This window comes from Cupriavidus necator N-1 (assembly GCF_000219215.1).
Taxonomy (GTDB): Bacteria; Pseudomonadota; Gammaproteobacteria; order Burkholderiales; family Burkholderiaceae; genus Cupriavidus; species Cupriavidus necator.
Genome location: NC_015724.1, coordinates 225,265 through 238,261 on the forward strand (window position 1 = coordinate 225,265; position 12,997 = coordinate 238,261).

Annotated in this window: 8 protein-coding genes and 2 pseudogenes; 5 read left to right on the plus strand and 5 right to left on the minus strand. The window is 60.8% G+C overall.

From position 1 onward, the window contains the following. Window positions 1-22: 22 nt before the first annotated feature. Window positions 23-1,012, plus strand: a complete 990-nt coding sequence (locus tag CNE_RS37705) for a cupin domain-containing protein (protein WP_013954313.1) — start codon at window positions 23-25, stop codon at window positions 1,010-1,012. 24 nt (window positions 1,013-1,036) lie between these two features. Next, the gene (locus CNE_RS37710; RefSeq protein ID WP_013954314.1) at window positions 1,037-1,897 is read left to right on the plus strand and encodes a fumarylacetoacetate hydrolase family protein; all 861 of its coding nucleotides are present in this window, start codon (window positions 1,037-1,039) and stop codon (window positions 1,895-1,897) included. A 505-nt stretch (window positions 1,898-2,402) separates the two neighbouring features. On the opposite strand, the pseudogene CNE_RS37715 reads toward CNE_RS37710, so the two are convergent. The 3 genes and pseudogenes from CNE_RS37715 to ltrA form a co-directional block, all read right to left on the minus strand. Further along, a pseudogene (locus CNE_RS37715) lies at window positions 2,403-3,430 on the minus strand (IS110 family RNA-guided transposase). Between the two features lie 137 nt (window positions 3,431-3,567). Then, window positions 3,568-4,566, minus strand: a pseudogene (locus tag CNE_RS37720) (reverse transcriptase domain-containing protein). Between the two features lie 7 nt (window positions 4,567-4,573). Beyond that, window positions 4,574-5,797: a group II intron reverse transcriptase/maturase gene (ltrA, locus tag CNE_RS37725; RefSeq protein ID WP_238553240.1), complete on the minus strand. Its 1,224-nt coding sequence runs from the start codon at window positions 5,795-5,797 to the stop codon at window positions 4,574-4,576. 352 nt (window positions 5,798-6,149) lie between these two features. Here ltrA and CNE_RS37730 point away from each other — a divergent pair, with 352 nt between their 5' ends. Then, the gene (locus CNE_RS37730) at window positions 6,150-7,286 is read left to right on the plus strand and encodes an IS110 family RNA-guided transposase (RefSeq protein WP_013954316.1); all 1,137 of its coding nucleotides are present in this window, start codon (window positions 6,150-6,152) and stop codon (window positions 7,284-7,286) included. 1,200 nt (window positions 7,287-8,486) lie between these two features. Here CNE_RS37730 and CNE_RS37735 read toward each other — a convergent pair. Then, entirely contained in the window at window positions 8,487-9,527 is a 1,041-nt protein-coding gene (locus CNE_RS37735) for a porin (protein WP_013954317.1), read from the minus strand. A 172-nt stretch (window positions 9,528-9,699) separates the two neighbouring features. After that, window positions 9,700-10,638 carry a fumarylacetoacetate hydrolase family protein gene (locus tag CNE_RS37740; protein ID WP_013954318.1) on the minus strand — a complete coding sequence of 313 codons (939 nt, stop codon included), beginning with the start codon at window positions 10,636-10,638 and terminating at the stop codon, window positions 9,700-9,702. Window positions 10,639-10,993: 355 nt separating this feature from the next. On the opposite strand from CNE_RS37740, the gene CNE_RS41455 reads away from it, so the two are divergent. Beyond that, window positions 10,994-11,542, plus strand: coding sequence for a cupin domain-containing protein (locus CNE_RS41455; RefSeq protein ID WP_041229397.1), 549 nt, complete (start codon window positions 10,994-10,996; stop codon window positions 11,540-11,542). 204 nt (window positions 11,543-11,746) lie between these two features. Continuing rightward, window positions 11,747-12,982: an acetamidase/formamidase family protein gene (locus tag CNE_RS37750; RefSeq protein ID WP_013954320.1), complete on the plus strand. Its 1,236-nt coding sequence runs from the start codon at window positions 11,747-11,749 to the stop codon at window positions 12,980-12,982. Window positions 12,983-12,997: the final 15 nt, after the last annotated feature.

The window sequence follows — 12,997 nt, forward strand, 5'->3', positions numbered from 1 at the left end:
ACTGGATATGGATCAGGATTGGATGAAGCCGGGTCAAGCGGGGGAACCCGAGGCGCTGGCGCAGCGGACCGAAGCGCTGCACTTGTTGCCGGGGTGGTTCCGGCGGCCAACGCCGCTGCTGTGGCGGGAAATGCGGTCGCACTGCGTGCCGGCTCATTGGCGGTACCAGGAAGTCCGCGAATGCCTGCGCCAGGCGGCGCACGAAGTGTCCACGGAGGAAGCGGAGCGGCGCAACCTAATCCTGCGCAATCCGATTCCGGACAACGATCACTCCACCTTGCGCACGCTGATCTGCGCCTACCAGACCATGTTGCCCGGTGAAAGGGCGAAGTCGCACCGGCATTCTCCGCATGCCATGCGGGTCATCCTGGAGTCGCGGGGCGCCTATTCGATCGTCGACGGGCACAAGCACCCCATGGAGAGCGGCGATATCGTGCTGACGCCGGGCGGTAGCTGGCATGGCCATGGCCATGAGGGCAGCGAGCAGGCGTTCTGGCTGGACGGCCTGGACGTGCCGCTTACCCATCTGCTGGAGCCGATGTTCTATGAGCCCCATCCCGATCAATGGGAGCGGGTCGCGCAGGAAACCACGCATTCGCCGATGCGGTTCGCGTGGACCGACACCATGGCCGCGCTGGATCGGGCAGAGCCCGATCCCACCGGCCATTTCGGTACCACGATCACGTTGCCCACACCGATGATGCCGACGGTCACGCTCAAGGTATGCCGGTGGCCGGCGAACTGGGCGAACCGGCCATACCGCCATACCGCGAATACCGTCTACGTGGTGATGCGCGGCAGCGGACGTTCCGAGGTGGGCGAACTGGAGGTCGACTGGAGTTTTGGTGATACCTTCGTCGCGCCCGCGTGGAGCCGGGTTTCGCATCATGCGACCGATGACAGCGTGATCTGCACGATCAGCGACGAGCAGCTGATGCACTGGGCCAGGTACTACCGCGTCGAGGACCTGGGCCGCGGCGAGATGCCGTTGCCGCTTCAAGCCAATCCCTAAACCAATTTCAAGGAGATAAGTACCATGTATCTTTGCCGCTTTGACGATGACCGCCTTGGCGTGGTGGAAGCAGACACCGTCTTCGACGTGACGCCTGCACTGGAAGTGCTGCCGACGCATCGCTATCCGCTACCCCGCGTGGATCCGCTGATCGCCAATCTGGCGGCTGTCCGCGAGCGCATCGCCGGCTTGCGGGACGGCGCACCGCGCTTGCGGCTCGCCGATGTCGAACTGCTTTGTCCTGTCGCCAACCCGGGCAAGATCATCGCCGCGCCGGTGAACTATGTCGATCATCTGCATGAAGGCCTGAGCCAGCCTGAAATCCATCATGGCAACAAGATTAACGAGATCAGCCAGGCGGGGCTGTTCCTCAAGGCAACCAGTTCGCTGGTGGGGCCTTCGCACGGCGTCTTCATCCAGCACCCCGAACGACGGAATGACCATGAAATCGAACTGGTTGCAGTGATCGGCAAGAGCGGGCGGAATATCCCGCAGGCCGATGCGCTCTCGTATGTTGCAGGCTATTGCGTCGGCCTCGACATGACGGTGCGGGGGCCGGAAGAAAGAAGCATGCGCAAGTCGATCGACAGCTACTCGGTGGTGGGGCCATGGCTTGCCACGGCGGATGCCGTCGCCGACCCTTCGAACCTGACCCTGTCGGTCACGGTCAATGGCGAGCACCGGCAGCGCGAAAACACCAGCAACCTGATCATGGGCATTGCGCAACTGATTGCGTTCGCGTCGTCCTTCTACACCTTGTATCCCGGCGACATCCTGTTCACGGGAACGCCTGCGGGCGTCGGACCGGTGAAGTCCGGCGACCGGTTGACCGCGAGCGTCGAAGGCGTGGGCCGCATGGAGGTCAAGGTAGGCCTGGCGCGGTAGTAGATGGGCAGAGCCGCCGGCACACCGGCGGCTTTGCCACATAGAGGGAAGGGAGGAAGCAAAACCCCGACGGCTTGTGCAGTGGGGTCGACATGTCGCCAATGCTCCGGGTACTGTTCCGGCCGGCCAGGAAGCCCGGCGCCGACAATCGGCGGGATTCCTGGCCGGCTAGCTGCGCTGGCGTGCTGATCGCGGTAGGAATGCCCATTACTGAGCACCCCCGCACATACATGGACGCCCCCCGGTTTGCCAAGTTTTCAATCCGTGATGGCTCGAAGGTAGAGATTGCACTCATACATCCGGCCTTTCGGTGCGGCGCTGCCGCTGTCCCTGATGGAATCCGCTGGCCTAGCTCTCAGTAGATCCGTGTGCTCGCGGCACGCTGTGCGGGTCAGATTCTCTAGGCCACGGTCTTACCAGTTTCGCCATCAATTCATGATCACCTGAGCAATCGATAGGAGGAATGCACTACGGGGGTTACATTGCCTATGCTAGGCCGCTCCGACTACGCGACGGCTATTGCTGTCGCGTAGTCGGAGCGGAACTCGCGATCACCGGACAGCAAGGCCCAGATGATTCTGGCATTCTTGTTGGCCAGTGCAACGGCTGCCACATTAGCGTTACGCCGCTTTAGTAGTCGGGTCAACCAGTTGTCAACAGCCTGCTTCTTTCGCTCGGTCGCATAGATTACCGAGCATGCTCCCTGGATCAGTAGCGTCCGAAGATATGAATCTCCTCGCTTGCTCATCCCCAACAGCACCGTCTTGCCGCCACTAGAGTTTTGCTTGGGTACAAGTCCGAGCCACGCACTTACCTGTCGACCGTTTTTGAAGCTTTTCGCGTCACCCATTGAAGCCACCATCGCACTGGCCGTGATCGGACCTATGCCCGGCATACGGGCCAGCTTGCGGCTGTCATCACACATGCGATGCCAGACTACAATTTGATTCTCGAGATCATGGACCTGGCCTTCAAGTGTTCCAGTAGCCGTTCCACAAGCTGGCGGACTGATCCCGGCAATTCGTTGGTAGCATCCTCGATAAGCTCTGGGACTCGGTTTGCTATATGAGCAATGCCCTGCGGGACTATAAGTCCGAATTCGCCCAATATCCCACGGATTTGATTAGCTTGGGCTGTCCGTGCTTTCACAAAACCTTGCCGGACGCGGTGGAGCGAAAGCACAGCTTGTTGCTCGATGCTCTTGATCGGCACGAAACGCATGTTTGGCCGCCCAACCGCTTCGCAGATGGCCTCAGCGTCAGCCGTATCGTTCTTGTTCGTTTTCACATACGGTTTGACAAACTGCGGTGCCATCAGCCTCACATCATGCCCTAAGCTCCGCAGCTTGCGAGCCCAAAAGTGTGAGCTTGAGCATGCTTCCATACCGACCAGACATGGTGGCACGTTGGCAAAGAATGCTGCGACCTGGTCACGTTTGAGTTGCTTTCTCAACACGGTCTTGCCATGCACATTCACGCCGTGCAACTGAAAGACCGTTTTTGCCAAGTCGATCCCAATTGTCGTGATCATCATGTCTAAGCTCCTCGTTGTTCCGGGTGGGTGTGCTCAGCAGCCACGTATCCACTATGGCATCTTTGACGCGGCTGGTTTGAGGTTGGGGGGCGTCCATACCAATAGATCCCGGCGTGTCCAATTCGGGCACCGGGCTCCTACCTTGGGTGTTTGACGGCAAAACGCCGGTCGGGCCACGGGTGAAGGATTCGAGGTGGTGGGAGCCAGGCATCCGCGATCCGCTCGACCCGCGTCCACGTCATGTGATCCTTTTGGCTGCGGCGCCGGAGCGCACGCCGCCAGAGATCAACGACGTGGTAACGGAACGCGCCGAGTGCCCGCGAGTCTGTCTCACTAACGCTCAGCTCCCCCTCTTCCAGCACGCCCGCCTTGAGCCACTTGCGCACAAGACGAATGATGCGTTGGTCGCCGATCCGGTGCTCAATGAACCGGACTAGCCATTCCTGGCTAACCGAGTCGAAAAAGCTCCGAATATCCGCATCCAGAATCCAGTTCACCGGGGTGCTGGTGATGGCCGTCGCCAGCGCGTCCAGCGCATCGTGCTAGCTGCGCGCGGGCCGGAACCCATACGAGAACCCGAGGAAATCCTCCTCGTAGATCGCGTTCAGCACATCAACCACCGCGCGTTGAACAATCTTGTCCTCCAACGCGGCAATCCCCAACGGCCGCTGCTTACCGTCCGGCTTCGGTATGTACCGCCGCCGGACGGGTAGTGCCCGATACGCTCCGCTCTGTACTTGCGCATGCAGTCGCTCGAGATGTTCTTCCAGTCCTGCTTCGTAGTACCGCCACGTCACGCCGTCCACCCCAGGGGCCGCATTGCGCTTGAGCGCAAAGAACGACTCCCTAAGGCGATCGATCGTGACGTGGTGCAGCAGCGCAGTGAACCGCTCCTTCTTCCGCTGCCTTGCAGCTTGCCGTACCCGTTCCAACCCCTGTGACACGCTTGCCCGGTTCTGCGCCCGGCGCGTGCGTGGTTGATCCGTGTTCCCCTTGGTCCCCGCCCTTCGCTCCACCCACTCCGCAGCCGGTTTCCCGACGTTGTTCGCAGGCCTCGACGCTGTTGGGTCGGAGGAGGCGCGCTTGCGCGCTGGCCTCCGTCCGCCGCCCAAACTGCACGTGCGGTTTTCCCGCATGCAGCTTTCACGAAGATGCAGCATGCTGAGAGGCAATAGAAGGTATCAATCCGACAAGATTCACCAACCCGAGATCGCCATATAGCCGCGCCTCCGTCATGAGCTTCCAGCCTCGGTTGCGCCAGCGTTTGAATCGATGTGACCATATTCGCCGCACGATCCAGCGGTCGAGCCGGTTGAAGATTCTTCGTACGTGGGAGCGTTTGTAATAGTGCCCCCAGCCCCGCAAGATAGGGTTAAGTCGCGCGATCAGATCGCGCGTCCGAAGCGGGATGCACCGCTTAGTGAGGCGACGAACCTGATCCATCAGCCGCTGGATCGATTTCTCCCGGGGATATGCATACAGCGCCCCGGATCGCGCACCGCTGCGAATCTTCGCCGCAGGTAGCGAGAGTCGCCGCCCGCGCTTGATCTTGTACCCGAGGAACTCGAATCCAAATTGAACCTGTACGATTCGAGTCTTCTCTGGATGCAGTTGTACGCCCAGTGCTGTCAGGATTTTCGTCGCCGCCGCGATCGCGGCGTGCGCTTCGGCTCGGGAGGAACAGGTAATCACCCAGTCATCCGCGTACCGCGTAAGCTGATAGCCCCTGCGCCGCATCTCCCGATCAAACGGCGTCAGGAGAATATTACTCAGCAACGGGGATGCGACCCCACCCTGCGGGGTTCCGCGCTCGCTCGGAAAGAGGCGGCCTTGGCCGAAGCTTCCGGCTTTAAGCATCGCCTTGATCAGCCCCAGCACCCGGCCATCTGCAACGCGCCGGGCAATGAGCGCCAGTAGTTTGTCATGGTCCACCGACCCAAAGAAGTCCTTGAGATCAGCGTCTACAATCCATTCCCCACCAGCTTCGATTTCCTTCCAGATCTTGCGCAGAGCGTCGTGTGTCGATCGCCCTCGCCGATACCCGAAGTTGGCATCGTCGAATATCGGTTCAAAGACAGGCTCCAGCCGGTTGAGCAGTGCCTGCTGACATACACGGTCGTAAATCGACGGAATGCCAAGCTTGCGGAACTCTCCCGGCTTGCCCACCTTCGGGATCGAGACCTGCCGGACCGGTTGCGGCTGATAGGTTTGCGCGCGCAATTCCGCCTGCAGGCGACCCAGTTGCTGGTCCGCCTGTTCTGCGAAGGCCGCTACGCTAATCCCATCGATACCGCCACTACCCCGGTTGGCCCTTACTCGCTCCCAGGCAACCTCCAGATTCTTCCGTTGATAGACCTTGTCAATCAATGAGTGGACTTTCCTTGCCTCCATCGGGTTGATCCAATCGGACAGTCTCCTCGGACGCGGATGTACGGGTATTTCACTCATGGAACTGATCCTCCTCTGCGCCCTTACTCACTGCCTTCCCGGCTCTTCCCAATCATCTTCGCCGGCTGCCTTCCCCGACCCAGTTCCGTCGCCGATCTCTCGGTCACGTGGTTTTGGCCACGCTTCAGGTACTACTCAGCCGTCCGACTACTGACACAGCACCGCTCGCCACTTCGCTCCTCGCTTATAGATACTATGAAGGGCCGCGGGAGGTTAAGCCCCTGGAGTAAAACGAAGATTCGCAGTCTCGTTTCTCCGAAGGAGCACGCAAATGAACACGACGCCTAACACAGCCCTTCACGGGCAGAATACGACGATCACCGGCTGGCTGTACATGGCTTTCGAACTGGGCGACAAGAGCTGGAAGCTGTCGCTAGGCGACGGCGTGCTTGGACCGAGCCGGCATACCTTGGGCGCTGGTGACCTGAATGCAGTCCTGCAAGTGATCGCCAAGGCCAAGGCTCGCTGCGGCCTGGCGCCGCAAGCCCCGGTGCGCAGTTGCTACGAGGCCGGCCGCGATGGCTTCTGGCTGCACCGCTGGTTGATCGAACAAGGCATCGCTAACCTGGTCGTGGATTCGGCCAGCATTGAAGTCAACCGCCGCGCCCGACGCGCCAAGACCGACCGGGTCGACGGCGACAAGCTGCTCTCGATGTTGATGCGTTACTACGCCGGCGAGCGGCGCCTGTGGGCAGTCGCGCGAGTCCCGACACCACAGCAGGAAGATGAGCGGCGTTTGCACCGCGAGCTCGGGCGACTCAGGCTCGAACGTGCGGCCCACAGCAACCGGATTCGTTCGCTGCTCGTACTGCACAACCTGCGGGTCGCCCACATCGGGGACCGATCCTGGAAGCACTGGTGGAACGCCCATGGCTCGCAACTGCCCGCTGGCTTGAGTGCCGAGATCGAGCGTGAAGTCGCAAGACTGGCGCTGGTCGAAACGCAGATCAAAACGATCGAAACCCAGCAGCGCGACGCCGTGAAGGCTGGCACGCAGCCAGCCATCGCGCTGCTCGCGCGGCTCAGGGGGATCGGCCTGGGCAGCTCCTGGCTCCTGATCAACGAACTGTTTGGCTGGCGGCGCTTTCACAACCGCCGCGAAGTCGCAGGCTGCCTCGGACTTGCACCGACGCCTTACAGCAGTGGCGAAAGCCAGGTCGAGCAAGGCATCAGCAAAGCGGGCAACAAACGATCGCGCTGGCTCATGATCGAACTGGCATGGGCCTGGTTACGCTACCAGCCAACGAGTCAGCTCACGCAATGGTTCAATGAGCGCTTCGCGCGAGGCAGCAAGCGCATGCGTCGCGTCGGTATTGTCGCAGTTGCCCGACGATTGGCAATTGCCCTATGGCGCTATCTCGAGTACGGCGAGATTCCCCACGGGGCAAGCCTCAAATCAGTACACTGAGGTAATTCCGATCTAAGCATGGAGAGCGAAGCGGTACGATAGCAGGTCAGCGCGCCCGTAAGTGAGCCGGGCTACCCCCTGCGGGTAGCCGTCCTTATAGATGGGGCGCGCCAAGGTAACAGGGGTAGTTCCAGCGCTTTGCGCACGTGGTATGTGGTGCCCGGCCTTTGCGCCGGCACGGATAGAAGGTTGTCCGGGCAGCAAGCCCGACACTGAAAGACCCCGACCTCGATTTCGCGCCGCTTCAGTCCCCGCAAACGAAAAGTATTGGGCTTGCAAGGAGAGAGTATCGCGCCAGACATCCCTATACTGAAATCCAATACTGGATCGGGGGTTGACACCCTCGCCCTCATAGAAGGCTCACTTCCCGCGGTGCCACCCGCGGACTGTGCCAGTTCTCCTGAGGTCACACGCTGTTCTTCCGTACCGTGCCGCCCGCAAACACCTTGGTGCAGTGGGTGGATGAGAACGCCTTCGCCTCCATAGTGCAGGCTCGACCTTGCCCCACCTTTGGCCGACCGGTTCGTCATTGGGGCAGCCCCCTCGACTACGGCCTGGTACTTCTCCTCATGCCCTTCGGATTCCACCTCGCGATGGACACCCTGCCCTCCGGAGTACTGCGAGCTGGTGGCTCCAGGTCAGCCTTGGCAGTGTCCGGCTCTCGCCTGCGTGCCCGTTTAGGCTTCTCCATACCTTTCCACCTCTCCCCGGCCAGCGAGGCATTACCCCCGCTTTCGGATATAGCGCCCCTCATCCGAGCGCCAGAGGGACTTCAACCCTCCTGAACAACGCGCTGCTCAGCGCACACTACGGCGGAGTCTGACTTCTCCCGTCCGTTCATCATCGGCTTCGGCTCCTCGCCTTCCCGACGCGGACCAGCCCATGCTGCGACTGGCCAGACGAGAGATCTCCCGGTTCCCGCGCAAAGAGCGTCCGTGCGTGCCAGGGTCTTCGACCACGCCGGATCGGAGGGGCGCTCGCGCTCGCGCGCCCCTCCGTGTTGCCTTCCGCGTTCTGAACCGCGTCGGCATCCGGAATTTCACAACTATCGCGGCTCAATGGCTGGCCCGCACGTTCCCCTACCGACGCTTCGCCGACCACCTCGCGGCGCCCTGCGCACGGCTCGGGGCCGATGTGGTTCGCTATTCCTTCATCGTAGTGGACTTGCACCACCTACTCCTTGCCGGTCTCCCGGCGCACTCAGAACTTGTGGCGCAGTCCAACGCCAAAAGTGTTCCCGGTGGCGGCGGTCGTCAGTTTGTCGTAGAGATAGTTGGCATATACGTCGGTGCGCTTGGAGAAATTGTAGCTATAGCCAATCCCTGCAGTGGTACGGTTGAAGTCAGCCAGGGTTTTACGATCGTTCTTCGTCCACACGTAGCTGGCGTTGAGCTGGCCGGGTCCGAGCGGGGCCGAGACCCCGGCTTGATAAGTATATGTGCGTAATTCGGATTGCCCGTTCTTTGTCATGTTGAAGGTGCCGAACAGTTTCAGCACCTTGAAATCGTAGGAGGCTCCGGCGAACATGACCTTCTGGCTGGGTTCGAATGCCGTGATGGCCGTTCCTGTTTTCGTGTGATTGCCGCCGACGGCCACATCGAGCGGGCCGCCCTGGTATCGGATGAATCCGCCAACATTGTTGGTGCCATTGTTATTGGCCGCCTCGCCGAGTCCGTAGATTAACTGGACGCTGAAGCCGGCCATGGTTGGCGAGATGTAGCGCGCCGCGTTGCTCCAGCCGGTATCGCCATGAATCAGCCGCCCGAAATTCGGAGTCCAGTTCTGGACGTTCAGCGGTGAGAAGCGCGTTGAACCGGCGAACGGATTGAATAGCGTCGTCAGATAGAGCAGGGGAGTGGAATTTCTCCCGAGCCTGAGTTCGCCGAACTTGTCTGAAGACAGGCCTACATAGGCACTGCGTGCAAAAAAGGAGTCGGTCGCGCTGCGGCCAGCCTCGCCCGTGTCGGAGCGGAAAAAGCTCTCAAGGGCAAACACGGTGCTCAGGCCGCCGCCAAGGTCCTCCTCTCCGGACATCCCCCAGAAGGGGGTGGTCTCGCCACCGTTATCGAGCTGCCATGAGCTGTATGCCGTGCCGCTTGGCTTGATGCTGCCGATATAGGTATCGATCAGCCCGTAGAGTCGAACGCCGCCATTGGCAGCATGTGCCGTGGCCGATGCACCCAGGCAGGTCAGCAATGCAATGGTCAGCTGGCTCTTAAGGCAATGACTTGCTTTCAACATCCTCTCCTCTCTTGTTATGACTGCGAAGGGCACACAGGCCTGGAGCGCCGCGTCCGCTTCGGACCACTGGTTCTATGCATCGTGGGGAATCAAGCGTCCATTTACGGACCCTGGTATTGCTTCGTTTGCACGTCAGGGCCTGCTGGCATGGCAGCGCAGGCGAGATACGCTTCTACTGCGTACTGCCCCGATAAGCCTCGTCACGAACTACCGGGTTGCGCAGAATCCCCAGTCCGTCGATCTCCACCTCCACTTGGTCACCCGGCCGCATGTGTACAAGCCCGGGCACCTTGAACAGGCCGTATTGACGGGACATATCCCGGCCTTCCACGTCGTCCGGCTGCGGTTTGAGCGCACCGGGCGTACCCATCGCAATCAGGTCGCCGGGCCGCAGCTTGTAGCCTTGGCTCAGGTAACTGATCACCCTGGCGACGTCAAACAGCATGTCGTCAAGCGGCGCGCGCTGGCGCACAACCCCATTGATCCGGGTCAGCACCGCGTGCTTTGCCGGATCGCCGAACTCGTCGCTGGTCATCAGCCACGGCCCGTACGATCCCGATGCTTCGAAGTTCTTCCCGAGGCCGAATTGCCGGTTGTGCACTTGATACTCGCGCACAGAGCCTTCGTTGAGGCAGGTGTATCCCGCCACGTGTTCCATCGCCCGTTGCGCGGGGATGTAGCGTCCGGGCTTGCCGATGATGACGGCCAGCTCACCCTCGTAGTCGAACGCACGCGCAATGGATTCTGGCGGGGCGACGATCGGTTCGTCCGCGCCGACGTAGGATGCCGGCATCCGCATGAAGAGGTGGGGATAGTCGGCGTTGGTCTGAAGCCCTGTCTCTGCAACGTGGCTCTTGAAGTTCAGAGCAAGCGCCCACATGGCATTCGGGCGGTCGAGGAACGGTTTGAGCGTGACCGCAGCCAGTGCGCGATCACCCTGCACGCCTTGCGCCGCGTCGCGCAGGCGCGCAAGTCCGTGCTCCAGTTCCAGGATCGCGATAAGACCTGTGGGCAGTTCCGGTGCGATATCGGAAACGGCAACATAATGAGTCGGGCTGGTGATGACGCCAAGCGCGGTTGCACCGCCTTCCGCATAAGCAATGATTTTCATGATCAGATCCAGTTCATTGGCGTTGCAGTCGAAGTGAGACAGGCGGATGCACTCTTGTCTCCTCGCTCTTCTTGCACGCCTCGTGTGAGGTTCAAGCCTAAGCGGGCATCGGCCGATCGACGTGAACGGATAGCCCGCAGGTTTAACCTCCAGTCCGAAAATTTCCTGAACGGGTGTTAAACGCGGCCAGGCACGCCCTAGACTTCCATGGCCTCTCGTGGCTTGACGAAGGGAGCTTGCGCTGCGTGATGTCGGGCGTGCCCCTGCGCCGACCAGACACGAGTCCCTTCCCAGGGGACAGACACGCTATGCAATTTATTCACTGACAGAAACAAGACATCCGGGAGATGGTCCGATGAAGAGGATTCGGCGCGTGGTGACAGGTTCGCTGAATGGAAAGGCGGTTATCGCCTCCGACGTAGAAGTGCCCGAGCTTGCGTTGGCCCTTGCGGGCGGCGTTACCACGGTGCGCCTGTGCGGGGCGGCGACACCACCTGCAGTCCCCAACTCGGGGGAGTTGACCCAAGCGCCGAAGTTTTCTCCCCCGCCGGGCGGATATCACTTCTCGATCTTCAGCGTGCCCCCGATGAGCGAAGTCGTGGCTGCTGAGCCTGCGGCCGACATCGAGAATGCCAGGGAGGAGTGGGAGCGGGAGATTCCAGGCCTGTTGGAACTGATGGATCCGGACGTGCCGGGAATGCATGCGACCACGTCGATCGATTTTGTCGTCGTTCTCAGTGGAGCGATCACGCTTGAGCTCGACAGTGGTGTCGCGACGGTATTGCACGCTGGAGATACGCTGGTCCAGAACGGGGTACGCCACCGCTGGATGAACCACGGGACCGAGCGGGCCTGGATCGCTGCTGTGGTGCTCGGTACAGAACTCTCGACGCGGAAAACCTGATCGGCAGGCGTCAAATTCAGACGATCTGAACAGCGAACCGACGCGCCGATTAGTGGCTGGCGCGCCTCCACGAGTACTGTACTCATCGAACGCAACTCGCGACATCGTCCAGTCTTCCGTGGGCGATGCGAGTGAGTGTGGTACGACGCCGGCACGCCGACATCGGCAGGATTCGGGCAAACAGAACTGGGGGTAGGTAGGCAAATGACTGCAGGGAAAATCATCATCGACCAAGCGAATGATTTTGATGCTGCCGATGGCTCGGCGCGCGATGAAATTCGCCGGTTCGCAGGCGATGGCGGCACCGATCGCAGCCGGCGTGGCTTGCTGAAGCTGGCTGGTATCGGTGGGGCCTCAATGATTCTGGGCGGCAGAGCCCATGCGGCATCTGGAATCGAAGGTGAGCGGGACGGGGCGCGCGTTTTTGACCCGAACCGGCATGGCAAGGTTCACACGCTGCCCTCGACGCCGGAGACGGTGCGCGTTGGCGAGATGGACCCTGCGGTGCAGTCGGTGCTCGAGATTGAATCGGGCGACGTGGTTCATTACCAGAACACCTGGGTGCATTGGGGCAACGAAGCCAAGTTCGGAATGTCCTTCGCTGAGCGCAACGTGATTCGCAAGCGGTATCCTCAGGGTCCCCAATCGCTGGTTGGTCCAGTGAGTATCAAAGGTGCGGTGCCGGGCGATGTGATCGAGTGCAGGATGATCCGGTTGCGTCCGATCGACTGGGGTTGGAACTCGACCGTCAGGGGCATGGGCGCGTTACCCGGGGATTTCCAGGAGCCGTATCTGCACTATTTCCGGTTCGACGCCGAGCGGCGATTTGCTGAATTCGCTCCCGGCGTACTCATTCCGCTGGCGCCAACGCAAGGCGCCATCGCCGCTCAGCCGGCAGGCGACAAGCCGACGAGTGCGTTGTTGCTCGGTGCATATGGGGGCAATCTTTCGCTTGCGAGTCTGGTCGAGGGTACGTCACTGTTCGTCTCGGTGGAGGTGCCCGGCGCCAAGATGTGGACCGGGGACTCGAATGCCGCGCAAGGAGATGGTGTCGTTAACCAGACTGGCATTGAGTCCGCGATGGAAGACCTGCGGATTCAATACGTGCTGCACAAGCGGGTCGCGCTGAACGCGCCGCTGGCCGAAACGCCGACGCATTGGATCGTACTCGGAGCAGGCCCCACCCTTGAGGAAGCGCTGACAGCAGCTCTGCGACAGATGATCGGGTGGATCAGCGCGGCAACTGCCCTTTCCTGGCACGATGTCTATGCGCTTTGCAGTATCGAAGGTAGTTTTCGGGTGACTCAATACGCAAATCAGACGAACAGCAACTACAGCTTCCCGTCACCTAAAGTCATTCATGCCACGTTGCCCAAGCGCATCTTCAGCGCTGAGCGACAGACGAAGATTTCGCGCTCCCTTCGACCTCAGAATTCTTAAATCAAGGCACTAGTG